The sequence below is a fragment of the Microbacterium hibisci genome, assembly GCF_015278255.1.
GTDB lineage: Bacteria > Actinomycetota > Actinomycetes > Actinomycetales > Microbacteriaceae > Microbacterium > Microbacterium hibisci.
On sequence record NZ_JADIJC010000005.1, the window covers coordinates 334,657 to 360,210 of the forward strand.

21 protein-coding genes and 1 riboswitch are annotated in these 25,554 nt (G+C 69.7%); of the genes, 17 read left to right on the forward strand and 4 right to left on the reverse strand.

Annotation, left to right across the window (positions count from 1 at the left end; translation table 11 throughout):
* The first annotated feature begins 42 nt into the window (after nucleotides 1–42).
* The 8 genes from IM770_RS11965 (at nucleotide 43) to gcvP (ending at nucleotide 10,075) form a co-directional block, all read left to right on the forward strand.
* Nucleotides 43–1,038, forward strand: coding sequence for an ABC transporter permease (locus tag IM770_RS11965; RefSeq protein WP_203581352.1), 996 nt, complete (start codon nucleotides 43–45; stop codon nucleotides 1,036–1,038).
* A 103-nt stretch (nucleotides 1,039–1,141) separates the two neighbouring features.
* Complete coding sequence (locus tag IM770_RS11970; RefSeq protein WP_203581400.1) at nucleotides 1,142–2,122, forward strand: ABC transporter permease; 981 nt, start codon at nucleotides 1,142–1,144, stop codon at nucleotides 2,120–2,122.
* Nucleotides 2,119–3,012, forward strand: coding sequence for an ABC transporter ATP-binding protein (locus tag IM770_RS11975; protein WP_203581353.1), 894 nt, complete (start codon nucleotides 2,119–2,121; stop codon nucleotides 3,010–3,012). Before IM770_RS11970 ends, IM770_RS11975 begins: the two co-directional genes overlap by 4 nt.
* Nucleotides 3,009–3,872: an ABC transporter ATP-binding protein gene (locus IM770_RS11980; protein ID WP_203581354.1), complete on the forward strand. Its 864-nt coding sequence runs from the start codon at nucleotides 3,009–3,011 to the stop codon at nucleotides 3,870–3,872. The genes IM770_RS11975 and IM770_RS11980 overlap by 4 nt, the downstream gene beginning before the upstream one ends.
* A 247-nt stretch (nucleotides 3,873–4,119) precedes the next feature.
* Complete coding sequence (locus tag IM770_RS11985; RefSeq protein ID WP_203581355.1) at nucleotides 4,120–5,292, forward strand: MarP family serine protease; 1,173 nt, start codon at nucleotides 4,120–4,122, stop codon at nucleotides 5,290–5,292.
* Nucleotides 5,293–5,335: 43 nt separating this feature from the next.
* A riboswitch (glycine riboswitch) is annotated at nucleotides 5,336–5,432 on the forward strand.
* Nucleotides 5,433–5,670: 238 nt separating this feature from the next.
* Entirely contained in the window at nucleotides 5,671–6,789 is a 1,119-nt protein-coding gene (gcvT, locus tag IM770_RS11990; protein WP_203581356.1) for a glycine cleavage system aminomethyltransferase GcvT, read from the forward strand.
* Nucleotides 6,786–7,169, forward strand: a complete 384-nt coding sequence (gene gcvH, locus IM770_RS11995; RefSeq protein ID WP_203581357.1) for a glycine cleavage system protein GcvH — start codon at nucleotides 6,786–6,788, stop codon at nucleotides 7,167–7,169. The genes gcvT and gcvH overlap by 4 nt, the downstream gene beginning before the upstream one ends.
* On the forward strand, nucleotides 7,166–10,075 hold the full coding sequence (gene gcvP / locus IM770_RS12000) for an aminomethyl-transferring glycine dehydrogenase (protein ID WP_203581358.1): 2,910 nt from the start codon (nucleotides 7,166–7,168) through the stop codon (nucleotides 10,073–10,075). The genes gcvH and gcvP overlap by 4 nt, the downstream gene beginning before the upstream one ends.
* A gap of 150 nt (nucleotides 10,076–10,225) precedes the next feature.
* On the opposite strand, the gene IM770_RS12005 is transcribed toward gcvP, so the two are convergent.
* Nucleotides 10,226–10,837, reverse strand: coding sequence for a hypothetical protein (locus tag IM770_RS12005; protein ID WP_203581359.1), 612 nt, complete (start codon nucleotides 10,835–10,837; stop codon nucleotides 10,226–10,228).
* A 213-nt stretch (nucleotides 10,838–11,050) separates the two neighbouring features.
* Nucleotides 11,051–11,914, reverse strand: a complete 864-nt coding sequence (locus IM770_RS12010) for a CPBP family intramembrane glutamic endopeptidase (protein ID WP_203581360.1) — start codon at nucleotides 11,912–11,914, stop codon at nucleotides 11,051–11,053.
* Nucleotides 11,915–12,073: 159 nt separating this feature from the next.
* Here IM770_RS12010 and IM770_RS12015 point away from each other — a divergent pair, with 159 nt between their 5' ends.
* From IM770_RS12015 to IM770_RS12025, 3 genes are all read left to right on the forward strand, one after another.
* The gene (locus IM770_RS12015) at nucleotides 12,074–13,924 is read left to right on the forward strand and encodes an ABC transporter family substrate-binding protein (RefSeq protein WP_307785444.1); all 1,851 of its coding nucleotides are present in this window, start codon (nucleotides 12,074–12,076) and stop codon (nucleotides 13,922–13,924) included.
* Between the two features lie 174 nt (nucleotides 13,925–14,098).
* The gene (locus IM770_RS12020; RefSeq protein WP_203581361.1) at nucleotides 14,099–15,616 is read left to right on the forward strand and encodes an ABC transporter permease; all 1,518 of its coding nucleotides are present in this window, start codon (nucleotides 14,099–14,101) and stop codon (nucleotides 15,614–15,616) included.
* A 1-nt stretch (nucleotide 15,617) separates the two neighbouring features.
* Nucleotides 15,618–16,805: an ABC transporter permease gene (locus tag IM770_RS12025; protein ID WP_203581362.1), complete on the forward strand. Its 1,188-nt coding sequence runs from the start codon at nucleotides 15,618–15,620 to the stop codon at nucleotides 16,803–16,805.
* A 7-nt stretch (nucleotides 16,806–16,812) separates the two neighbouring features.
* On the opposite strand, the gene IM770_RS12030 is transcribed toward IM770_RS12025, so the two are convergent.
* Complete coding sequence (locus tag IM770_RS12030) at nucleotides 16,813–17,421, reverse strand: PH domain-containing protein (protein WP_203581363.1); 609 nt, start codon at nucleotides 17,419–17,421, stop codon at nucleotides 16,813–16,815.
* A gap of 32 nt (nucleotides 17,422–17,453) precedes the next feature.
* Between IM770_RS12030 and IM770_RS12035 the strand changes: the two genes are divergently transcribed.
* A complete protein-coding gene (locus IM770_RS12035; RefSeq protein ID WP_203581364.1) occupies nucleotides 17,454–19,259 on the forward strand; it encodes a dipeptide ABC transporter ATP-binding protein in 1,806 nt (601 codons plus the stop codon).
* A 175-nt stretch (nucleotides 19,260–19,434) separates the two neighbouring features.
* On the forward strand, nucleotides 19,435–21,348 hold the full coding sequence (gene typA / locus IM770_RS12040) for a translational GTPase TypA (protein ID WP_203581365.1): 1,914 nt from the start codon (nucleotides 19,435–19,437) through the stop codon (nucleotides 21,346–21,348).
* A gap of 63 nt (nucleotides 21,349–21,411) precedes the next feature.
* Here typA and IM770_RS12045 read toward each other — a convergent pair whose 3' ends face one another.
* Entirely contained in the window at nucleotides 21,412–23,484 is a 2,073-nt protein-coding gene (locus IM770_RS12045; protein WP_203581366.1) for a pectate lyase family protein, read from the reverse strand.
* 280 nt (nucleotides 23,485–23,764) lie between these two features.
* On the opposite strand from IM770_RS12045, the gene IM770_RS12050 reads away from it, so the two are divergent.
* The 4 genes from IM770_RS12050 to IM770_RS12065 all read left to right on the forward strand — a co-directional run.
* Entirely contained in the window at nucleotides 23,765–24,529 is a 765-nt protein-coding gene (locus tag IM770_RS12050; RefSeq protein WP_203581367.1) for an AzlC family ABC transporter permease, read from the forward strand.
* Complete coding sequence (locus IM770_RS12055; RefSeq protein ID WP_203581368.1) at nucleotides 24,526–24,840, forward strand: AzlD domain-containing protein; 315 nt, start codon at nucleotides 24,526–24,528, stop codon at nucleotides 24,838–24,840. The genes IM770_RS12050 and IM770_RS12055 overlap by 4 nt, the downstream gene beginning before the upstream one ends.
* A 52-nt stretch (nucleotides 24,841–24,892) precedes the next feature.
* Nucleotides 24,893–25,279: a DUF6113 family protein gene (locus IM770_RS12060; protein ID WP_203581369.1), complete on the forward strand. Its 387-nt coding sequence runs from the start codon at nucleotides 24,893–24,895 to the stop codon at nucleotides 25,277–25,279.
* 112 nt (nucleotides 25,280–25,391) lie between these two features.
* Nucleotides 25,392–25,554: ferredoxin family protein (locus tag IM770_RS12065; RefSeq protein WP_203581402.1), on the forward strand; the 163-nt coding region annotated here is incomplete at its 3' end.

Here is a 25,554-nt window from a genome sequence, read left to right on the forward strand (position 1 = left end):
GCAGAACCGGGCAGAAGCCGCGGCGAGGAGGAGCGGGCCGCAATGAAGTTCTATGCGCGGCGGATCGCGTTCTACGTGGTGACACTGTGGGCGACGATCTCCCTCAACTTCCTCCTGCCGAGGCTTCTGCCCGGCGACCCGGCCGACATCCTGCTCGCGAAGATGCAGCGTGCCGGCGGCGAGATCAGCGAGACCACGGTCCGCAACATCAAGACCCTCCTCGGCGGCGACTCGTCGTCGATGTGGGAGCAGTACATCGCGTACTGGGGCCGGATGCTGCAGGGAGATCTCGGCATCTCCATCACCAAGTACCCGGCCCCGGTGACCGATCTCATCTCGGCCGCCCTGCCGTGGACGCTGGTGCTGGTCGGACTCGCCACGGTCATCTCGTTCGTGCTGGGCGTCGGCATCGGCGCCTGGGTGGGATGGCGCCGCGGCACCTGGGTCGACCACCTGGTGCCCTTCACCACGGTGCTGCAGTCCATTCCGTACTTCTGGCTCGCGCTCGTACTCGTCGCGGTCTTCTCGGTCGCGCTCGGATGGTTCCCGATCTTCGGCGGCTACGACGTATGGGAGTTCCCCGAAGGGCCGGAGTGGAGCTGGGAGTTCATCGGCAGCGCCGTCTACCACGGCTTCCTCCCCGCTCTCACGATCGTGCTGAGCTCGGTCGGCGGCTGGCTGCTCGGCATGCGCAACATGATGGTGTCGACGGTCTCGGAGGACTACATCGTCACCGCCGAGGCCAAGGGCCTGAAGCCGATGCGCATCCTGCGCACGTACGCGACCCGCAACGCGGCGATCCCATCGATCGCCGGGTTCGGCATCTCGCTGGGCTTCGTCGTCGCCGGCTCGATCGTGATGGAGCAGGTGTTCACCTACCCGGGCATCGGCAAGCTGATGATCCAGTCGGTGCAGAACAGCGACTATGCGCTGATGCAGGGCGTGTTCCTCGTCATCACCATCGCCGTGCTCGCGGCCAACTTCATCATGGACATCGTCTACGGCTTCATCGACCCGAGGGCGCGCCACAATGTCTGAGAGGCTCGAAGTGACCGACTCGTCGACCACCGATCTCGAGAGCGTCCCCGAGACGCTGTCCGATCGCACGATCGACCCCGCGATCGTCGCGCCGGGGGCGATCATGTCGCCGCCCGTCGACGCCGACGTCGATGCCGCCCGCGAGGAGGCGCGCACGGCGCGCCGCGGCTTCCGGCAGCTGCTCCCGCGCATGTCGCTCAAGCTCGCCCTCGGCCTCACGATCGTCATCGGGATCACGCTGTTCGGCATCCTCGCGCCGCTGTTCAGCCAGGATCCGATGGACTCCGGCAACCCGGCGCTCTCGCCGCCCAGCGCCGAGCACTGGCTCGGCACGACGAAGCTGGGCTACGACGTGCTGGCGCAGCTTGCGTGGGGAACGCGCGGATCGCTGATGGTGGGCATCGTCGCCGGCCTGATCGCCCTCACCCTGTCCATCGTGTTCGGCATCATCGCCGGCTACAAGGGCGGCTGGTGGGACGAGATCCTGTCGCTGTTCACGAACATCATGCTCGTCATCCCCGGCCTCCCGCTGGTGATGGTGATCGCCACCTACATCCCCGGACGCAGTTGGATGCTGGTGGCGCTCGTCCTCGGCATCACGGGGTGGGCGGGGTCCGCGGTGGTGCTGCGAGCGCAGGCGCGCTCACTGCGGTCCCGTGACTACGTGGCCGCGAGCCGCGTCGCGGGGGAGAAGACGGCGCGCATCATCCGCGTCGAGATCCTGCCGAACCTCCTGCCGCTGCTGGCGGCGCAGTTCCTCTTCGCCATCATCTTCGCGATCCTCGGCGAGGCGGGGCTGTCGTACCTCGGTCTCGGTCCCACCGGATCCATCACGTGGGGCACGATGCTCAACGACGCGCAGACCGGGCAGGCGCTCGGCACGGGCGCATGGTGGTGGTTCGTGCCGCCGGGCCTCATGATCGCGCTCCTGGGTGCCGGTCTCTCCCTCATCAACTTCTCGATCGACGAGATCATCAATCCCAAGCTGCGCCTCGCACCCGAGAATGCCCGTCGCGTGCGGCAGGCCAAGCGCGCCGGTCGCGGTGTCGAGTCGACCCGCATCCCGAACGGAGCCGAAGCATGAACGGCGACGCCGTCCTCACCGCGAGGAACGTCTCCATCGAGTACGAGGTGGATCCGCCCGTCAAGGCGGTGCGCGACGTGTCGCTCACGCTCAACCGCGGCGAGATCCTGGGTCTTGCCGGCGAGTCGGGCTGTGGCAAGTCGACCCTCGCGTACGGCATCAACCGTCTGCTGAAGCCGCCCGCGCTGATGACCTCCGGCGAGGTCGTCTTCCACGACCGCTCGGGGGAGCACATCGACGTCGTGGGCCTGAAGGACGAGCAGCTGCGCGAGTTCCGCTGGGACAAGGTGTCGATGGTCTTCCAGGGCGCGATGAACTCGCTGAATCCGGTCATCAGCGTGCGGGCGCAGCTGTTCGACGTCTTCACGACGCACCGGCCGGAGATGAGCAAGCGGCAGAAGCAGCAGCGCAGCGAAGAGCTCCTCGAGCTCGTGGGCGTAGACCCGAAGCGCCTCACCAGCTTTCCCCACGAGCTGTCGGGCGGCATGCGTCAGCGTGTGATGATCGCGATGGCGCTCGCCCTCGATCCGCAGGTCATGATCATGGACGAGCCCACGACGGCGCTCGACGTCGTCGTGCAGCGCGGCATCATCCGCGAGATCATGCGGCTGCGCGAGAAGCTCGGTTTCGCCGTGATCTTCATCACCCACGACCTCCCGATGCTCATCGAGATCAGCGATCGGATCGCCGTCATGCTCCAGGGGGAGATCGTCGAGCTGGGGACGGCCACGCAGATCTACCGCGATCCGCAGCACGAGTACACCAAGAAGCTCCTGTCGAGCTTCCCGAGTCTGCGGGGCGCGCGCGGCGACTTCGTGCGCACCGGCGCGCAGCCCGTCTCGGCCGGGATCGGCTCGGCCGCGACAGACGTCGAAGGAGGCGCCGCATGACCGCTGTGACCCCGGCCGGCTACCGGCCGCGCACCCTCGAGGCGCGTAAACTGGTCAAGGACTTCCGCCTGCGCAGCGGTCTGAAGTTCTCGACACTGCACGCGGTCAAGGACGTGTCCTTCACGCTCGAAGCCGGTCGCACGATCGCGCTGGTGGGGGAGTCCGGCTCGGGCAAGTCGACCATCGCGCGGATGCTCGCGCGCCTGGAGACGCCGACGAGCGGGCAGATCCTGCTCGACGGCCTCCCGGCGGGCGGTCGCAGCCGCGAGATCGCGAAGTACCGCGGCGACGTGCAGATGGTGTTCCAGGACCCCTTCGCCTCGCTGAACCCGTTCCACTCGATCGCCCACCACCTCGAGCGGCCGCTGCGCATTCACAACCCGGGCATCAGCAACGACGAGGTGCGCCGACGGGTGCTCGAGCTGCTCGACCGCGTGCGGTTGACGCCGTCCGACAAGATGGCCGAGCGCCGCCCGCACGAGCTGTCGGGCGGTCAGCGTCAGCGTGTCGCGATCGCCCGGGCGCTGGCGCCGGGCGCGCAGTTCATCATCGCCGATGAGCCCGTGTCGATGCTCGATGTCTCGATCCGGCTCGGGGTGCTGAACCTGCTGGCGCAGCTCCAGCGCGAGGACCACCTGGGCGTGCTCTACATCACGCACGACCTTGCGACCGCGCGCCACTTCTCGGACGAGATCCTCGTGATGTACCGGGGTGACATCGTCGAGCGCGGACCGGCCGACCGGGTCATCCTCGAGCCGCAGCACGAGTACACCCGCACGCTGCTCGGCGCGGCACCCGACCCCGATAACCAGGGAAGGCTCCGCGACGAGGTCCGGAGGGAGCTCGCGGCGCACGGCTGACACGGCGCGGCGCCGGCGAGGGGTCCGCGCGCGGCACCGCCGCGGGTCGGCGATCCGCGCGGCTGCGATCGCGAGGCGGCTTCGGGCCTCGGGCGGCGATCCGCGCGGCTGCGATCGCGAGGCGGCTCCGGTCGGGCGCCGCGCCGGCGGGGTTCACTGCCGACACGCCGTGCCCCGCCGTCGGGGTCGTCTCACAGGCTCGATGCGTAGCCTGGCGAGGCGGGTCCTGACGGAGAAAGGGGTGGGGATGATCGTCGTCGACGTCCTCGTCATCCTCCTCCTGGTCCTCGCCTGCATCGCCGGCGTCCAGCGCGGCTTCTTCGCCAGTATCGGCACGCTCGCCGGGCTCGCGGCCGGCGCCTTCGCGGCGTACTGGCTGACCCCGCTGGTCAGCGCGTGGGTGCCTTCCCCCGTCTGGCGCGGCCCCGCCGTGCTGATCACCGCGGTCGGCCTGGTCTTCGCCGGTGCGGCGGTGGGAGCGGCGATCGGCTCGGCGCTGCGCTCGGGTGCCGACCGGCTCAAGCTGCGCGCTCTCGAACGGTTCCTCGGCGGCATCGCCTCCGTGCTCGCCGCCGTGCTGGCGCTCGCCCTCGTGGCGCCCGCGATCGCCGTGGCGGGCATCCCGGTCGTCTCGTCCGCGGTGGCCTCGTCGAGCATCCTGCGGGGGATCGAGGCGGCGACGCCCGACCCGGTGGCCGCCGCGCTGGCGCAGCTGCGAGGGGCGTTCCTCGACGAAGGACTCCCGGGGCTCGGCCCGCTGCTCGGGCCCGGCACGGTCGAGCCCGCGCCCCCGGTCGCCCTGGACGATCCGGAACTGCAGCGGGCTGCGGCATCCGTCGCCCGCGTCTCAGGCAATGCCTACGCCTGCGGGCGCGGATCGTCGGGCACCGGCTTCGTCGTCGCCGAGGACCGCGTGGTCACCAACGCGCACGTGGTCGCCGGCGTCGACACTCCCGTGGTCGAGCTGCCGGGTGTGCCCGCGCGCGAGGGCCGCGTGGTGTACTTCGACCCGGTGGACGACCTCGCCGTGATCGCGGTCGACGACCTGGGTGCGGCGGTGCTGCCCTTCTCGCCGACACTCGCAGAGGGCGAGGCCGCGGTCGTGCAGGGCTACCCGTTCGGCGGCCCCTTCACGATGGTGCCGGCCGGGGTGCGCTCGGTGGGCACGGCGAACGTGCCCGACGTGTACGACGGCTCATGGAATCCGCGCGAGATCTACGCCCTGCAGGCGACGGTGCGCCCCGGCAACTCCGGCGGCCCGCTGCTGACGGCGGACGGCGCCGTGGCCGGTGTGGTGTTCGCGCGCGCGGAGGACGACGAGAACCTCGGCTACGCGATGACGATGGCTGAGCTGACGCCGGTCGCGGAGCGCGCGCCGTCGCTGTCGAACACCGTGTCGTCGGGTTCCTGCGTCGGCTGACGGCGTCGCCGGGTATGCTGGCACCGCAAGTCAATAACGGCCCATCACCCGGGCGGGAGAGCCTCGGCAGCGCGATCGCCGAGCACCGAAGGAGCAAGCCTCCCCGCCAATCTCTCAGGTACGCGTACCGTTCGGGCAGGCCGACTCTGGAAAGCGATTTCGAGCGCAGCAAGAAATCGGGTTGAGTGAGGCGCCCCGGCGCCGCATCGAAACCTCCCACGTGAGACAACCGCTACGCGTCTCCACGTGATCGCTCGCGAATCCGCCGACGGTGAAACCCCGCTCCCTCGCAGGACCGGGCGAAACTCTCAGGCCGATGACAGAGGGGGAGTTCACAGGCGCCGCTCGGCGTCTGCCCGTCCGCGACCGGGAGAACTCATGTCAGAACTCCGAACGACTGCCCTGCACGACCGCCACGAGGCGCTCGGCGGCTCCTTCACCGACTTCGGCGGCTGGCTCATGCCGGTGCGCTACAGCTCCGACCTCGCCGAGCACCACGCCGTGCGCACCGCGGCCGGCCTGTTCGACATCTCGCACATGGCCGAGTTCGCGGTCGAGGGTGCCGGTGCCGCCGCCTTCCTCGACTACGCGCTGGCGGGGGCGATCTCGCCGATGCGCGTCGGCAAGGCGAAGTACTCGCTCGTGCTCGCCGAGTCGGGCGGCATCGTCGACGACGTGATCGTGTACCGCATCGCCGAGCACCGGTTCCTCGTGATCGCGAATGCGGGGAATCGGGATGCCGTCGCCACGGCGTTCGCAGCGCGCATCGGCGCGTTCGACGTGGAGGTCGACGACCACACCGACGGCATGGCCCTCATGGCGGTGCAGGGCCCCGCCTCGCGCGACATCGTCGAGGCGACCGACGTGGTGACGGATGTCACCCCGGCTCTCGCCGACCTCGGCTACTACGCGTGGGCCTCGGGAACGTTCGACGGCGAGCCGCTGTTCGTGGCACGCACCGGGTACACGGGTGAGGACGGCTACGAGCTGCTGGTGCCCAACCGCGCCGCAGGCGCCCTGTGGGACGCGCTCCTGGCCGCGGGCGAGCCGCTCGGCCTCGTGCCTGCCGGTCTTGCCGCGCGCGACACTCTGCGTCTGGAGGCGGGCATGCCGCTGTACGGCCATGAGCTGTCGCTCGACATCGTGCCCGCCCAGGCCGGCCTCGGCCGCGTGGTCGCGGTCGACAAGGAGGACTTCGTCGGCAAGTCCGGCCTCGCCGCCGTCGTGGCCTCCGACGCGCCGGTGCTGGTCGGGCTGGTGTCGGAGGGAAGGCGCGCCGGGCGCGCCGGCTACGCGGTCTTCGACGGAGCCGACGCGGCCACCCCGGCCGGCGAGATCACGAGCGGTGCGCTCAGCCCGACGCTCGGGCATCCCATCGCCATGGCCTTCGTCTCGCCATCCCTGAGCGAGCCCGGAACCCTTCTCTTCATCGACGTGCGAGGAACCCGCATCCCCGCGACCGTGACCGCCCTGCCCTTCTACCGGAGGAACTCATGACCGATCTCACCGCCCTGAAGTACACCGCCGAGCACGAGTGGGTCGCCGTCGATGGCGATGTCGCCACGGTCGGCATCACCGAGTATGCGGCCGACAAGCTCGGCGACGTCGTCTTCGTCGAGCTCCCGGCCGTGGGGAGCTCTGTGACCGCGGCCACCGTCGTCGGCGAGATCGAGTCCACGAAGTCGGTCGGCGAGCTCTACGCGCCGGTGACGGGCGAGGTGCTCGCGGTGAACGACGCCGTGGTCGACGACCCGTCGCTCGTCAACGCCGACCCGTTCGGGGCCGGCTGGCTCGTCAAGATCAGCGTCGACGCGGCATCCCTCGACGGCCTTCTCGACCGCGACGCCTACATCTCGCTCACGGGCGGCGCCGAATGACGGGTTCGTTCTCCGATCGTCACATCGGAACGGATGCCGCGGCCCAGCGCCTCATGCTCGGCGCCCTGGGCTACGACACCGTCGATGCCCTCGTCGAGGCGGCGGTTCCGGCATCCATCCACGCGAAGCCCCGCGCCACGAGCGACATACCCCCGGCGGCGACCGAGGCCGAGGCGCTCGCCGAGCTGCGCGCGCTCGCCTCGCAGAACCGCGTCGCGCGGCCGATGATCGGCCTCGGCTACGCCGACACGTTCACGCCCTCGGTGATCGCGCGCAACGTGCTCGAGAACCCGTCCTGGTACACGGCGTACACGCCGTACCAGCCCGAGATCTCGCAGGGCCGCCTCGAGGCGCTGATCAACTTCCAGACGATGGTGACCGATCTCACCGGCCTCGCGACCGCGAACGCGTCGATGCTCGACGAGTCGACCGCCGTCGTCGAGGGAATGCTCGTCGCGCGTCGCGGCTCGAAGTCGGCGTCGAACGTGTTCGTGGTCGATGCCGACACACTGCCGCAGACGAAGGCGCTGCTCGCGCACCGCGCGGCCGCCGTCGGCATCGAGCTGCTCGAGCTCGACCTCGCTCACGGCGCGCCCTTCGAGAACGCGGCCGGTGAGCCTGTCGAGCCGTTCGGCGTGCTGGTGCAGTACCCGGGCGCCTCGGGCAACGTGTGGGACCCGTCGGGCGTCGTCGACGCCGCGCACGTCGCGGGTGCCCTCGTCGTGGTCGCCGCCGACATCCTCGCGCTCACGCTGCTGCGCTCGCCCGGCTCGTTCGGCGCCGACGTCGCGGTGGGCACGACCCAGCGCTTCGGTGTGCCGCTCGGCTTCGGCGGGCCGCACGCCGGCTACATGGCGGTGCGGCAAGGATTGGAGCGTCAGCTGCCCGGACGTCTCGTCGGGGTCTCGCAGGACGCCGCGGGCCACCCCGCGTACCGCCTCGCGCTCCAGACGCGCGAGCAGCACATCCGACGGGAGAAGGCCACGTCCAACATCTGCACCTCGCAGGTGCTCCTGGCCGTCATGGCGTCGATGTATGCGGTGTACCACGGCCCCGAGGGTCTGCGTGCGATCGCGACCGACGTCGCGAAGAAGGCGGAGGCCCTGGCCGCGCGGCTGCGCTCGTACGGGCTGTCGCTGCGCTCGGACTCGTTCTTCGACACCATCCGCGTGGCCACGCCCGGCGCCTCGCGCCGGGTGATCGAGCGCGCACGGGAGCGCGGCTACCAGCTGTTCTGGGCCGATGACGCGACCGTCGGCGTGTCGGTCGACGAGACGACCACGGCCGACGACCTCGCAGCCGTGGCGTGGGCGTTCGGTCTGCCCGAGGGCGAGTTCCTCGGCGCGGGTGAGCAGGGCGAGCGGGTGCTGCCGTTCACGGATGCCGCGCCCCTGGCGGGCGTGCCGTCCGGGCTGCACCGCGTGGAGGAGTTCCTGACGCACCCCGTGTTCAACACGCACCGGTCCGAGACCGCGATGATGCGCTACCTCAAGCAGCTGAGCGACCGCGACTACGCGCTCGACCGCGGCATGATCCCGCTCGGCTCGTGCACGATGAAGCTCAACGCGGCGACCGAGATGGCCGCCGTGTCGTGGCCCGACTTCTCGCGCGTGCACCCGTTCGCGCCGGAGGACGACGTGCGCGGCTACCTCGCTCTCATCGAGCAGCTGGAGGTCTGGCTCGCCGAGGTCACCGGCTACGACGCGGTCTCGCTGCAGCCGAACGCCGGCTCGCAGGGCGAGCTCGCGGGGCTCATGGCGATCCGCGGATACCACCGCGCGAACGGCGATCTCGACCGCACGGTGTGCCTCATCCCGTCGTCGGCGCACGGCACGAACGCCGCCTCGGCCGTGCTCGCCGGCATGCGCGTGGTCGTGGTCGCGTGCGACGACGCCGGCAACGTCGACCTCGACGACCTGCGCGCGAAGATCGCCGCGCACGCCGGTGAGCTCTCCGCGCTCATGATCACGTACCCGTCGACGCACGGCGTCTACGAGCACGACGTACTCGAGATCACCCAGGCGGTGCACGACGCCGGCGGTCAGGTGTACGTCGACGGCGCCAACCTCAACGCGCTCCTCGGCTACGCACGGTTCGGCGATCTGGGCGGCGACGTCTCGCACCTCAACCTGCACAAGACGTTCGCGATCCCGCACGGCGGCGGCGGGCCGGGCGTCGGCCCGGTGGCCGCGAAGGCGCACCTCGCGCCGTACCTGCCGTCGCACCCGTTCTCGCAGCGCACCGACCACGCGGGCGGCGTCTTCGACGGCGGACCCATCTCGGCGGCACCGCACGGGTCTGCCGGCATCCTTCCCATCTCGTGGGCGTACGTCCGCATGATGGGCGCGCAGGGCCTGCGGGATGCCACGGCCGCCGCCGTCCTCGCGGCGAACTACATCGCCCTGCGCCTGAAGGACCACTACCCGGTCCTGTACGCCGGCGAGGGCGGGCTGGTGGCTCACGAGTGCATCCTCGACCTGCGGCCGCTGCGCGAGGCGACGGGCGTGACAGTGGACGACGTGGCCAAGCGCCTGATCGACTACGGCTTCCACGCCCCGACCATGTCGTTCCCCGTGGCGGGCACGCTCATGGTCGAGCCGACGGAGTCCGAGGACCTGGCCGAGATCGAGCGCTTCATCGAGGCGATGATCGCGATCAAGGCCGAGGCGGACCGGGTCGGCGCGGGGGAGTGGCCGCAGGGCGACAACCCGCTCGCGAACGCGCCGCACACGGCCGAGTCCGTCGTCTCGGGTTCGTGGGAGCACCCGTACACCCGGGAGACGGCCGTGTACCCGGTGCACACGCTCGTCCGGACGAAGTACTGGCCCCCGGTCCGACGCATCGACCAGGCCTACGGCGACCGCAACCTCGTGTGCGCCTGCCCACCCATCGAGGCCTTCGCCTGACGCTCACCCCTTCGCCCCCCGCCCGCCGCCCGCCCTTTCCGCGAGAATCCATCTGGAGGACGAGACCTTGGCGACCACCCGAGGTCTCGTCTTCCAGATGGATTCTCGCGGGATGTCGTGGAGCGTCGTCGGCGGCGGCGCAAGAGCGGGTCAAGCCTTGATGGGCGCCGAGGTCGCTCGGGGTGGGCGAGGTGCGACCGCCCGCTTGAGTGACAGGAGCGCAGCGGCGTTCTCGGGCAGGCTGGCGTGGAGGCCCGCGCCCTGAAGGAGTCCTCGCAGAGGCGAGATGGTGGTCGCCTCGGCCCACCCCCAGTGCACGACCGCGCGCCACCGTTCACGCAGCCGTGCGTCCCTCGCGGCTTGGCGCCGCAGCAACGTCCGCGGGTCGCCGAATCGGCCGTCGAGCTTCAGGTCGCCATCGGCCTCGCCGACAAGCGAGATGTCCGGCCAGGCGAAGTCTGCGCGATCTTCCACTCCCGAGGCAGACATCGACGTGACTTGTAGCTCCGGCGACGGAAACCCCAGCCACTCGATCACCGCGCGACTGACTGACTCGAATGGCGTCTCGGCGGCGTGCACACGTGTGAGATAGCGGTCCCACGGCATCAGCTCGGTCCAGGCGCCCGCGGGCGCATAGATTCCGGCCCGCACGCGGACGAGTTCGCCTCGCGTGAGCGCGCGCTCCGGATGCGGCACCTCGTCGGCGCGGAACAGTGGGACCGGGCATGGCCTGACCTCGACAGCACTGGAGAGTATCGGCATCCCCCTACGATCTCGTCAGGTCACCGCGCGCGGCCATCAATCGCGCGGACCAGTGAGCACTCGCTGTGCGTGGCCGACTGTGGAGGAGTCCGCGACACGCGCATCCCACACCGCGAGAATCCATCTGGAGGACGAGACCGCGGTTAAGGCCCAGGGTCTCGTCCTCCAGATGGATTCTCGCGGCCAGTGCGGCGGACGCCGCGGGCGCCGCGCCTAGGGCGCCGCGGTCGGGGTGGGGGAGGGGGTCGGGGTCGGCGACGGGATCGGGGCGAACACGCCGGGCCACAGGGCTGCGGCGAGGGGGTAGCCGACGAACGCGACGATGTCGAGCAGCGTGTGCGCGACGACGAGCGGCATGACGCGACCCCAACGGCGATAGCACCAGCCGAACACGACACCCATCACGACGTTGCCGACGATCGCGCCGATGCCCTGATAGGCGTGGTACGCGCCGCGCAGCGCCGCCGCCGTCAGGATGATCGACCAGTCGCTCCAGCCCAGTCGGCGCAGCCGATCGAAGAGATACCCGATGAAGATGACCTCTTCGGTCAGACCCGCGCGAAGCGCGGACAGCACCAGGAGCGGCACGGTCCACCACGCGGCGTCCAGCGGCGAGGCCACGACGGCGACGGTGATCCCCATGGCCCGGCCGGCAGCGTAGAGGGCGAGCCCCGGAAGGCCGATGACGGCGGCGAGCAGGATGCCGCGACCGAGGTCGCTGCCCGGCCTCGTGAAGTCCAGCCCGATCCGGCGCAGCGCGTTGCTGCCCGGTTCCCAGAGCAGATAGACGACGAGCGCGACGAGGGCCAGGTCGAAGAAGACGGAGAGGAGCTGGTAGATCACGTCCCAGAGCGCCTGCGCGTCGCGCGCGGGGTTGACCTGCGTCTGCTGCTGTCCGAGCGGCACGGGGGCGAGGAGCTTGCGGACGAGCGAGAGCACCGAGTAGATCGCGGACTGTCCGACGGTGATCGCCAGGACGATCCAGACCTCCCAGACGAGCCGGCGCCGCGCATAGCGATCGAGGGGCGACAGGGTAGTGGATTCCCTCCTGTCGGCGGCACGGTTGGGAGGGGTCATCTTGTCAGATTGTCACACTCCGCGTCGATTGAGTTAAGGCTCTGTAACGTTTTCGCCGATCGTTTTGACCATCTCACAAGCGGTGCTTATCGTTTTCCCATCCGCGCGCCCGTCCGGTTGATGCCGAACGTGTGCGCATTACCCTGCACAGGAGGAACAGTGAGAATTAAGCGCATCTCGACTGCGGTGGCGCTCACCGCAGTCGGCGCACTGGTGATCTCGGGCTGCGCCGCGGGTGGTGGCGAAGAATCCCCCGACGACTCCGGTCTCGTCGAAGGTTCGTCGATCACGGCTGCGTGGAACCAGGCGTTCTACTCGATGAACGGCAACACGTCGTTCGGCAACGCGACCGCGAACAACAACATCAACTACCTGGTGCTCGACGGCTTCAACAGCTACGACAACACCCCGCAGCTGGTGAAGAACGACTCGTTCGGCACGTACGAGCTCGTCAGCGAGGACCCGCTGACGGTCAAGTACACCGTTGCCGAGGGCAAGAAGTGGTCGGACGGCACCGAGATCGACGCGGCCGACCTGATGCTGCACTGGGCCGCACTGTCGCGTGCCCTTGACACGCCCGACTTCGACCCGGCCGAGTTCACCGACCCCGAGACCGGCGAGTTCACCGACGCCTTCCCCACCGATGTCGTCTACTTCGACTCCGGTGCCACCGAGGGCTCGCAGTTCGGTCTCGTCACCGAGACGCCGGAGCTCGGCGAAGACGGTCGTTCGATCACGATGACCTACGACAGCCCGTACGTCGACTGGGAGGTCGCTTACGGCCTGCTGGGCGCCATCCTGCCCGCGCACATCGTCGCGAAGAAGGCCCTCGAGATCGACGACAACGCCGAGGCCAAGCAGGCCGTCCTCGACGCCATCGAGAGCGAAGACGCCGAGGCGCTGGCCGCGCTCTCGTCGTTCTGGAACAACGGCTTCAACTTCACCGAGATGCCGTCGGACCCCGAGCTCGTCACCGCGAGCGGCCCGTACATGATCAGCGACTTCTCGGCTGACGAGTTCGTCACGCTCACCGCGAACCCCGAGTACACCGGTGACCACGCGCCGAACATCGAAGAGGTCACGATCCGCTTCATCCCCGACCCGCTCGCCGCTGTTCAGGCGCTCGAGAACGGTGAGGTCGACGTCATCCAGCCGCAGGCGACCGCCGACATCACGACGGCGCTCGAGGGCATCGACGGCATCACGGTCTCGACCGGTGTCGGCGGCACGTACGAGCACGTCGACCTGCAGATCGCCAACGCCCGCAACCCCGAGAACATCTTCGCGAACCCGCAGGTGCGTGAGGCGTTCATGAAGACGATCCCCCGTCAGGAGATCGTCGACACGCTCATCAAGCCGATCATCGGCGACGACGCGATCCTCCGTGACTCGTTCATCTTCGTCCCCGGTGCCGAGGGCTACGACGAGTCGTCCGCGAACAACGGCTCGGCCGAGTACGCCGAGGTCGACATCGAGGGCGCCAAGGCGCTCCTCGCGGAGTCGGGCGTCACCAACACCGAGGTCTGCCTCCTCTACGCGTCGAACAACCCGCGCCGCGTGAACGAGTTCGCGCTCATCCAGGCGTCGGCCAACCAGGCCGGCTTCAACGTGACCGACTGCGGCTCGACCGAGTGGGGCGGGCTGCTGGGAACCCCGGGTGCGTACGACGCCTCGCTGTTCGGCTGGCAGACCACGTCGATCACCGTGACCGACTGGACGGCGAACTTCGTCACCGGCGGCATCAACAACAACAGCTTCTACTCGAACGAGCGCATCGACGAGATCTCGAAGGAGATCTCGGGCGAGTTCGACGCTGAGGCTCAGCAGGAGCTGATGATGGAGGCGGACAAGATCCTCTGGGAGGACTTCTTCGGCCCGACCCTCTTCCAGCACCCCGAGGTCACCGCGATCAGCGACCGTGTGGAGGGCATCGACCCGTCGATCATCGCTCCCACGATCTTCTGGAACACGTGGGACTGGGCTGTGACGGACGGCGGCTCGGAGGAGTGATCGTCGTACGGTAGTCGCCCGGGCTCCGGCCCGGATGATCACCGAGGTGGGGTGCAGGTCACCAAGGGGACCTGCACCCCACCGCGTTAGACTCCTCTCAGCGAGATCTCGAGGCGGGCATCGGCGCCCGCCTCGCTCTCCGCGCTGATTGATCGATTGGCAGGCGGCCAGACCATGGCTTCATTCATCATCCGGCGATTGATCGCATCGATCTTCGTGCTCTTCGCCGCGACTTTCCTCATGTACTTGCTCGTGTCCTTCTCGGGTGACCCCCTCCAGGACCTCCGCGAGAGCAGTGCACCCAACAAGGCCGAGCTCATCGAAGCTCGCACCAAGCTCCTCAACCTCGACGTCCCGCCGCCGCTGCGCTACTTCCTGTGGCTCGGCGCGCTGTTCCGCGGCGACTTCGGCGTCAGCATGCAGAACCAGTCCGTGAACGCGCTGCTCGGCAACGCCATCACGGCGACCCTGACCCTGGTCACCACCGCGACGGTCGTGGCCATCGTGCTCGGCATCACGGTCGGCATCGTGTCGGCACTGCGCCAGTACACGGGCTTCGACTACGGCGTGACGCTGCTGTCTTTCCTGTTCTTCTCGCTTCCCGTCTTCTGGGTCGCGGTCCTCCTCAAGCAGTACGGCGCGATCCAGCTCAACAACTGGCTCGGTGATCCGGTGATCTCCGTCCCGGTGATCATCGGTGTCTCGCTGTTCGCCGGTCTGATCTGGATGTCGCTGATCGGCGGACGCTGGCGTCGCCGCCTGATCGTCTTCGGGGTCTCCGCGGTGGCGACCGGCGCGGTGCTGGCCTTCCTCTCGGCCACCGAGTGGTTCGCCGACCCGAGCATCGGCATCGTCGTGTACGGCTTCCTGGCGATCGGCGTGGCCGTCGGCGTGACGGCGGTCTCGGCGGGTCTGCGCAACCGCAAGGCGCTCTACGCGTCGCTCATCGTGGCCGCCGTGGGCATCGCCCTCTACACGCCGATGATGAACTACATCCTCAACGGGATGACGCTCGGCGTGTTCCTGCTGCTGGCGCTCGGCGCGGTCGTCGTCTCGGGGGCGATCGGGTGGTTCATGGGCGCACCCGACCGGGCGCCGGTCGTCCGCACCGCGGCGATCGTGGGACTGCTGGTCGCGGCGTTCACCGCGCTCGACAAGTACATGTCGTACTGGCAGGTCTACGCGAACTCGAGCCGGGTGCGCGGGCGTCCGATCGCGACGGTCGGCTCCTCGACCCCGGGGCTCGGCGGCAACTTCTGGGTGCAGGGCATCGACCTGTTCACGCACCTGCTGCTGCCGACGATCGCCATCATCCTCATCTCGTTCGCCAGCTACACCCGGTACTCCCGGGCGAGCCTCCTCGAGGTGATGAACCAGGACTACATCCGCACAGCCCGGGCCAAGGGACTCACCCAGCGCACCGTCGTCGTCCGCCACGCCTTCCGCAATGCGCTGATCCCCATCACGACGATCATCGCCTTCGACGTGGGCGCCATCATCGGCGGTGCGGTGGTCACCGAGACGGTGTTCGGCTGGACCGGTATGGGGCGGCTCTTCGTCGATGCCCTCGACGTGGGAGATCCGAACCCCGTGATGGCGTTCTTCGTCGTCACCGGAACCCTGGCCGTCCTGTTCAACCTGATCGCGGACCTCGTGTACGCCGCGCTCGACCCGAGAATCAAGGTGGGCTGACATGAGCACCACAACCGAGAACGAGACCGACACCCGCGAGAGCGAGGCGAAGGCCGAGGTCTCCATCGAGCAGAAGGAGACCGAGGGCCTCAGCCAGGGGCAGATCGTCCGCCGGCGGTTCTTCCGTCACCGCGCGGCGCTCACCTCGATCATCGTGCTGGGACTGATCGTCATTCTCGCCTTCACCTCGGTGGGCGTGAATCTCTGGGGTCTTCGGATCCCCGGCTGGTGGCAGTACTCGTGGGACCAGATCCCGCCCAAGGTCAACAACGGCGTGCCGACCCTCAGCCTCTGGCCGCTGCAGTTCGGTGAGCACCCGTTCGGTCAGGACGAGGTCGGCCGCGACATCTTCGCGGTCGTGATGCGCGGAACCCAGCAGTCGATCATGGTGATGGTCATCGCCGGCGTCGTCGCGACGCTCATCGGCGTCGTGATCGGCGCGATCGCCGGCTACTACGGCAAGATGACCGACTCGGTGCTCATGCGGTTCACCGACATCATCATCACCATCCCGCTGATCGTCATCGGCTCGGTCCTCGGCAACATCTTCGGAAGCCTGGGTGCGGCCGTGCTCGGTGTCGTCATCGGCCTCTTCGCATGGACCACGATGGCCCGACTGGTGCGAGGCGAGTTCCTGACGCTGCGCGAACGTGAGTTCGTCGACGCGGCACGCGTGTCGGGGGCGCGGGATCGCCGGATCATCTTCCGCCACATCCTGCCGAACTCCGTCGGCGTCATCGTCGTGAACGCGACGCTGCTCATGGCCGGGGCGATCCTCCTGGAGTCGTCGCTGAGCTTCCTCGGCTTCGGCGTCCAGTCGCCCGACACCTCGCTCGGGAAGATCATCTCCGAGAACCAGGCCGCGTTCTCCACGCGTCCCTGGCTGTTCTGGTGGCCCGGCATCTTCATCATCGTGATCGCGCTGTGCGTCAACTTCATCGGCGACGGGCTGCGGGACGCCTTCGACCCGCGGCAGAAGAAGAAGCCCAGCGAGCGCGCCATGGCGCGCGCCGGTCGCGCGAAGGGACCGATCGCGCCGGTGGTCGACACGACGCCGTCGACCGACGCCCACATGGTGGATGTCGGCATCCAGACGGCCTACACCGGCGACGACATCGTGAACTTCAACGACCCCCGTCGCGAACTGCCGGGCGACGTCCAGCACAAGCCGCTCGACCCGGAGCGATGACGTGCGGCTAGACCACCAGGCCGATCACCGTGGCGGCGCCCAGCGCCGCCACGGAGACGATCGTCCCCCAGTGCCACGTCTGCGTCGACGCCTCCGGATCCACTCCGCTGGCGAACGCGCCGGCGTCGCGCAGGCGTTCCCACCGGCCGCGGATGAGCTGCGCGAGGTTGCCGCTCGCCGTCGTCAGCGCATCAGCCGGACGCAGCTCGCCGACCGGACCGCGCGCGGTGTCTCCGACGCCGTCGAAGTCCTTGGGGGCGAGTCCCATGGTGCGGTGACGGCCCGGAGCGGGAGCGGCCCACACCGACACGCGACCGTGGGCCGTGTGCAGCGTCAGCGAGTAGCGGGTGTCGATGGCGGTGATCGCCGGCCACGGCACGAACCGCGTGCGCAGGACGTTCTCGACGGTGATGCCGTGCTCCTGCACGAGAAGGCTCGGACGCCAGAAGAGCGCCCAGGCCAGCGCCGCCACCAGGAGGATCGGCCAGACATAGCGCAGGGCGTCAGCGGGTTCGGTGAGGAACAGCGCGACGATGCCCAGTGCGCACACGACGACAGTCACGACAGCGAGGACGCGCCCGAAGACCGGGCGATAGCGGATCTCCTGGAACGACATGACTTCAAGCTTTGCAGATAGGACAGCACCGAATGACTGACACCACGCGTCCGCAGTCCGCGACCGCGCCCGCCCACGGGGAGGCGCCAGAGACGATCCTCGCGGTCGAGAACCTGGGCGTCGAGTTCTGGGTGGAGGGCCAGTTCTACCCGGCGGCCATCGACATGAACTACGAGGTCCGCCGCGGCGAGGTGCTGGCCATCGTCGGCGAGTCGGGCTCGGGCAAGAGCACGAGCTCGATGGCGCTGCTCGGGCTGCTGCCTGAGAACTCCCGTGTCACGGGCTCGATCAAGCTGCTCGGCCGCGAGCTGCGCGGCGTCGACGACGCCACCCTCCGGTCGCTGCGCGGCAACGAGATCGCCGTGATCTTCCAGGAGCCGATGACAGCGCTGAACCCGGTCTATACCGTCGGCTTCCAGATCATGGAGGCGCTGCGCTCCCACGACCGGGGGCTCGCGCCGAGCGACGCGCGCGAGAAGGCGGTCGAACTGCTCCGCATGGTGGAGATGCCGAATCCCGAGCAGTCGTTCCACAAGTACCCGCACCAGCTGTCGGGCGGTCAGCGTCAGCGCGCCATGATCGCGCAGTCGATCTCGTGCGACCCGCTGCTGCTCATCGCCGACGAGCCCACCACGGCCCTCGATGTGACGGTGCAGGCGGAGGTGCTCGACCTGCTCCGCAACCTCCACAAGCGGCTCGACTCCGCGATCATCCTCATCACCCACGACATGGGTGTCGTCGCCGACCTCGCCGACCGCATCATGGTGATGAAGAACGGCGTCGTGGTCGAGTCCGGCTCCGTCGACGGCATCTTCCACGCGCCGCAGCACCCGTACACCCAGCAGCTCCTCGCCTCGGTGCCCCATCTCGGACTCGGCGTGCTCGAGGAGGCCGAGCCCGGTCCGGCCGAGGTGGCGACGGAGACGTCGACGGTTCCGTCGGTCTCGTCGATCCGCGAGCGCGCGAGCGAGGCCGCGGAGGAGACGATCGAGACCCGCACGCCGGTGCTCGCGTTCGAAGACGTCGCCATCGACTACCCGAAGCGCGGACGCATCCCCGCGTTCCGTGCCGCCGAGCACATCGATCTCTCCATCTACCCCGGCGAGATCGTCGGCCTCGTGGGTGAGTCGGGCTCGGGCAAGACCACGCTCGGGCGTGCGGCGATCGGGCTGCTGCCCATCGCCGAGGGCAAGCTCACGACCGTCGGCACCGACATCTCGAACGCCTCGCAGAAGGACCTCTTCGCGATCCGCCGCCGGACGGGCATCGTCTTCCAGGATCCGGCGTCGTCGCTGAACCCCCGCATGCCCATCGGCCAGTCGATCGGCGAGCCGATCCTGCTCGCGGGCCTCGCGAAGGGCAAGGATCTCGACAAGCGCGTCGAGGACCTCCTCAGCCAGGTCGAGCTGCCCGCGTCGTACCGCAACCGCTTCCCGCACGAGCTGTCGGGAGGTCAGCGTCAGCGTGTCGGCATCGCGCGCGCCCTGGCGCTCGCGCCGGAGCTGCTCGTCGCCGACGAGCCGACCTCTGCGCTGGACGTGTCGGTGCAGGCGCGCTTCCTCGACCTGCTGCAGGAACTGCAGCAGGAGCTGCAGTTCGCGTGCCTCTTCATCAGTCACGACCTGGCGGTGGTCGACATCCTGGCGCACCGCATCGCGGTGATGCACCACGGAAAGCTCGTGGAGTCGGGCACGCGCGACGAGATCCTGCGCGGCGCGAAGGACCCGTACACGCAGCGGCTCATCGCCGCAGTGCCGGTGCCCAACCCCGCCGAGCAGAAGGTGCGCCGCGAGGCGCGCGCCGCGCTGCTGCAGAACTCGGGCTCCGCCGCAAGCTGACCGCACGACCCGCCGCGGAGGCGTCTCTCCGCACCGCGCCGTCCCGGCTCCCCGGGGCGGCGCGGTCGCGTACGCGGAAGACGTCCAGATCGTCCCGGTAGAATGACGGATGCCGGACCCTTCGACACGCTCAGGGACCGACCTCGTTCTTTCCCTCTCTTTCAAGGATTCCCTCATGGCGCGCGCCCTCCGACCGGACCTCCGCAATGTGGCGATCGTCGCCCACGTCGACCACGGCAAGACCACCCTCGTCGACGCAATGCTCCGCCAGACCGGCTCGTTCGGCGAGCACGCGCACGTGGAAGAGCGCGCGATGGACTCGAACGACCTCGAACGCGAGAAGGGCATCACGATCCTCGCCAAGAACACGGCGATCACCTACAACGGTGCCCACACCGACGTGCCGGTGACGATCAACGTCATCGACACGCCCGGTCACGCCGACTTCGGCGGCGAGGTCGAGCGCGGCCTGTCGATGGTCGACGGCGTCGTGCTGCTCGTCGACGCGAGCGAGGGCCCGCTCCCGCAGACCCGCTTCGTGCTGCGCAAGGCGCTCGAGGCGAAGCTCCCCGTGATCCTCCTGGTCAACAAGACCGACCGCCCCGATGCGCGCATCGCCGAGGTCGAGGAAGAGGCGCACGACCTGCTGCTCGGGCTCGCCTCCGACCTCCACGAGGACGTTCCCGACCTCGATGTCGACGCCCTGCTCGACGTGCCGGTGGTCTACGCGTCGGGACGCGCGGGCGCGGCATCCCGCACCCGTCCCGCCAACGGCGAGCTTCCCGACAACGGCGACCTCGAGCCCCTCTTCGAGGCGATCCTCGAGCACGTGCCGGCGCCGGCCTACGACGACGAGGCGCCGCTGCAGGCGTGGGTGACGAACCTCGACTCGAGCCCCTTCCTCGGGCGCCTCGCGCTCCTGCGCGTCTTCAACGGCACGCTGAAGAAGGGCCAGACCGTCGCGTGGGTCCGCCACGACGGCTCGCACTCGAACGCTCGCATCACCGAGCTGCTGAAGACGCGCGCCCTCGAGCGCTACCCCGCCGAGGAGGCCGGCCCCGGCGACATCGTCGCCATCGCCGGCATCGAGGAGATCACGATCGGCGAGACGATCGCCGACCCCGAGGACGTCCGGCCGCTGCCCGCCATCACGGTCGACGACCCCGCGATCTCGATGACGATCGGCACGAACACCTCGCCGCTCGTGGGCAAGGTCAAGGGCCACAAGGTCACCGCGCGCATGGTGAAGGACCGCCTCGACCGCGAGCTCATCGGCAACGTGTCGCTCAAGGTCGTCGACATCGGACGCCCCGACGCGTGGGAGGTCCAGGGCCGCGGCGAGCTCGCTCTCGCGATCCTCGTCGAGAACATGCGCCGCGAGGGCTTCGAGCTCACCGTCGGCAAGCCGCAGGTCGTCACGCGCAAGGGCGAGGACGGCAAGGTCAAGGAGCCCTTCGAGCATCTGACGATCGACGCCCCCGAGGAGTACCTCGGCGCGATCACGCAGCTGATGGCGTCGCGCAAGGGCCGCATGGAGACGATGGTCAACCACGGCACCGGCTGGGTGCGCATGGAGTTCATCGTGCCGTCCCGCGGCCTCATCGGGTTCCGCACCGAATTCCTCTCGATGACGCGCGGCACCGGCATCGCCAACGCGATCTCGCACGGCTATGACGACTGGGCCGGCCACATCGTCGCCCGCCAGAACGGCTCGATCGTCGCCGACCGCTCGGGCGTCGTGACCCCGTTCGCGATGATCGCGCTGCAGGAGCGCATGAGCTTCTTCGTGCAGCCCACCGAAGAGGTCTACGAGGGCATGGTCGTCGGCGAGAACTCGCGCGCCGATGACATGGACGTCAACATCACCAAGGAGAAGAAGCTCACGAACATGCGGTCCTCGACCGCGGACGCGTTCGAGTCGATGACTCCGCCCCGCCTCCTCTCCCTCGAGGAGAGCCTCGAGTTCGCCCGCGACGACGAATGCGTCGAGGTGACGCCCGAGAAGGTGCGCATCCGCAAGGTGATCCTCGACGCGACCGAGCGCGGCCGTGCCGCCTCGCGCCTCAAGCGCCAGGATGCCAACGCTTAAGAGCAGATGACGGATGCCGCGACCCGGCGCCTCTCGAAGGCACCGGGGCGCGGCATCCGTTTCTCAGTCTCGCACCGTGACGGTGACCGGCCGCGCCGCCGTCGTGCCCGCCGCGTTGGAGAGCGTCGCGGTGAACTCGTACGTGCCCGGCGCGAGCTCGCCGACGACCGTCTCCACGTGCTGGGCGCCGGGGGAGGCCGCCACGAGCGGCTGCCGATCGATCTCGACGCCGTCCTGGAAGAGGACGTACTCGGTCGCGTTGGTGCCCCACCACAGGTCCGCCGAGATCGTCACCGACCCCGTGCGCACGCCGGTGACGCTGAGCACGGAGCGGCCGGGCGCGGCATCCGTCACTCGCACGGTGTGCACGCGCGACGCGGTCTCGCCGTACGGGTTCAGGGCGACCACGCGGTACTCGTACGTGCCGTCGGCGCGCCCAGCGATGTCGAACGAGACCCGCTGCGCGTCGGGGCTGACGCCGTCGACCGCCTGCGCGCCGACGAGCTCTCCGTTCTCGTAGAGCTTCACGACGGTCGCGTTCTGCCCCCACCACAGGTCGGCGAGGATGCGGTAGTCGCCGTCACGAAGTCCGGTGTCGTGGCCGTTGTCGTCCGACACCGAGAAGGCCGACGGCGCGGCCGTCGCGACCGGCGTGCCGGAGTTCAGGATGCCGGCACCGGCTCCCGCCCGGACGATGTCGGCGACATCGGCGACGGGATCGAGCGTGTAGGCGTAGGCGTTCGCGGGATGCCAGCGCACCGCCGACGACAGCGGGGTCGCGGCCGTGGCGTTGTAGGCGGCGAGCACGTCGACCAGCTCGCCGTCGACCAGGGTGTCGTCGGCGCGCAGCTCGGTGCCGCCCCACCCCGCGATGATGCGCGACACGCTCGCCGGGTCGATCAGCTCGACGGCGTTGGACTCGGCGACGATGCTGCTCTCGCGCCCGGCGCCCCAGTAGTACTGGAAGAACGACGATCCCTCGTCGGAGGCGGCGGTGGTGGCCTCCGTCTGCTCGTAGAGGTTGTTGTAGACGTGCACGTCGCCGAAGCGCACGCGCGGGCCCCGCTGCCCGATGTCGGTCCAGCGGTTGTGGTGCTGGGTCACCCGGTGCTGGCCGCGGTCCTGGAGGCGCGAGTCGGACGAGCCGATGATGTCGGTCTTGTCGTGGTGCTGGAACCAGTTCCACGACATCGTGACCAGATCGGATCCGTGCGTGACGTCGAGCAGGCCGTCGTGCACCTCGAAGGTCTGCCCGTACACCTTCGGCAGGCTCTCCAGCGGGTGGTCCCCGTCGTCGAAGGTGTTGTGATCGACCCAGACGCTCGTCGACGTCCACACCGACAGATTGTCGTACGCCGAGTTCCAGGCTCCACCGGCGCCGTCGCCCGCGTCCCACTGCGGGAAGCAGTCGTACGCGTCGGACAGGGTGAGGTTGCGCACGATCACGTTCTGCGCGTCGCGGATGCGGAGGGATGCCCCGACCACATGCGCGTCGTCGCCGACCCCGACGAGCGTCACGTTCGAGCCGATGTGCTGCAGTGTGAGCCTGGCCTGCAGTGCGGCGGCGGCGACGCGTGCCTGCTCGAGGGGCCCCGACGGGTCGACGCCGGGTCCGAACGCGGCGATGTAGTCGTCCATGCGGAACGGCAGGCCGGTGTCGGCGACGGTCACCTGCGCGGCGATGTCGTCGCAGGTCATCCGGGTGCCGTCGCCGCGCTGCCAGGGGTCGATCGTCCCCGTGACGTAGACGATCCGCGGCACGGTGTTGTACCGGGCGTCGTTCTGCGAGCCGCCCGGCACGCCGGCCAGCGCGTCCCGCAGCTCCTGCCACTCGTCGACGACGTACACCTGGGCGGGGTCGGCGGCAGCGCCGCCGGTGACGGGGTGGGCCTGTCGTGTGACGCGCTCGGGCGACGTCGTCCCCGACCAGGACGCCCAGCCGTCGCCGGGTGCGATGACCTGACGGCCGAGGTCGAGGGCGCCGGCCGCAGGGGCCGCGTCTGCAGGCGCGGCGGCCGCGGGTGCGGCCAGCAGGGGAGCGGCGGCCAGCGCGACGGCGGTCGCCAGGCCCACCGCGGCGCGGCGGGCGTGGGGTGTGCGATCAGGCGGAGCGGGCACGGGCAGCGTCCTTCTCATGGGACTCCTTCGTCCTGAGCAGAATTCGTGATGAGAACGGGCGGGGGCCCACAAGCGAGGAAGCGTTTTCTGCGTGTGTGCTGACCAGCATGGCGAAAGCGGGCGGGATGCGCAACGCCGTGATTCGCCTTGCCTCCGAGGGCGGGACCGGCACCCGCCGCGCGACCTCGCGCGGCGGAGCCGCGCGTGCGGGCCGATCAGCCGGCGAGGCGGGGGGAGCAGTCCACGCGCGGCCGGGCGGACCGGCAGGACGCGGCATCCCCGTCGATAGCATGACGAGGTGAGCCACGACCCGCACTTCGACGACGCGCACAGCGCCGGAGAAGCCCGGCGGGCGGTGCGAGAGGGTCTCGGCGTCGCTCTCGCTACGAGCGCCTACGGCATCTCGTTCGGCGCGCTGGCCGTCGCGTCGGGTCTCGACGTCTGGCAGACGTGCGTGCTCAGCCTCGTCATGTTCACGGGCGGCTCGCAGTTCGCCTTCGTCGGCATCGTCGGTGCCGGCGGACTGGCCGCCGCACCCTCGGCGATCGCGTCGGCAGCGCTGCTGGGGGTGCGCAACGTGGCCTACGGCATCCGCATGTCGCCGGTCATCGGGCCGGGCTTCTGGCGTCGTGCGGCCGCCGCCCAGTTCACCATCGACGAATCCACGGCGGTCTCGCTCGCGCAGCGGACGCGCCGCGCGCGCACGCTCGGCTTCTGGATCACCGGGCTCGGGATCTACATCGGCTGGAACCTCTCGACGCTCGCCGGCGCCCTCCTCGGCGACGTGCTCGGCGACGTGCGTGCCTACGGGCTCGACGCCGCGGCGGCAGCGGCTTTCCTCGCGCTCCTGTGGCCGCGGCTGCGCGCCCGGCAGCCGATCGTCGTGGGTGTCGCGGCGGCGGTGGTCGCCACGGTCCTGACGCCGGTGCTCATGCCGGGGCTGCCGGTGATCCTCGCGGCGGTGGTCGCGATCGTCGTCGGGTGGACGAACTGGCTCGGCAGGGATGACGCGGCAGGTGCCGTCGAGCCCGACGACGTCGCGGAGAGGGAGGGCCTGCCGTGACCATGTGGACCGCCGTGCTCGTCGCCTCGATCGTGTGCGTCGCACTCAAGACGGTCGGCTACCTCATCCCCGCGAAGTGGGTCGAGGCTCCCACTCCGCTCCGCATCGCGGACCTTCTGACGGTGGCGCTGCTCGCCGCCCTCGTCGCCGTGCAGACCCTCGCGGCCGGACAGGCGATCGTGGTCGACGCGCGGGTGCCGGCACTGCTGGTGGCCGCCGGGCTGCTGATGCTCCGCGCGCCGTTCCTCGTCGTCGTGGTCGCCGCCGCCCTCGTCGCGGCGCTGCTCCGGCTGTGGGGGTGGGCGGCGTAGCCGGCGGGCGCCGCCGCGAAGCGGCGCGTCAGGCGGTGAGTACGATCGAGGGATGCGCCCCTCGGTTCCCGCCCGCATCGGAAGCTGGCTCGTCGCCCTGCTCGTCGGGCTCGTGTACGGGGTGGCGGGAACCGTGGCTCATGCGTACGCGGTCGGCTGGTTCCCGCTGGGCCTGATCCTGGGCCTGGTCGGCACCGCCGCCCTGCTGCTCGCCGTCCGGCTGCTCACGTCGGACCGCTGGGCGACCCTGGCGACCGGGGTCGGCATGGTGATCTCGACGATGGTGTTCTCGGGCAGCGGCCCCGGCGGATCGGTGGTGGTGCCGCAGACCGGACTCGCCGTGGTGTGGACCTTCGCGGTGCCGCTCCTGGTCGCCCTCGCCGTGGCGTGGCCCGACCGTCTGCCGCGCACCGCGCAGGCGGCGGACGGCGGGGCCTGAGCCCGCCGCTCCGGCATCTCATGCCTGCGGCCCGACCGGTCGCGTCCACGGACGTCGCCGCGGCGCGCCGAGGCGTGTGGGTGCCGCCTTCGGTCCCACGTAGACTGATCCCGTGACGTACGTGATCGCCCTTCCCTGCGTGGACGTCAAGGACCGCGCCTGCATCGACGAGTGCCCGGTGGACTGCATCTACGAGGGTGACCGGTCGCTGTACATCCACCCCGACGAGTGCGTGGACTGCGGCGCCTGCGAGCCGGTGTGCCCGGTCGAGGCGA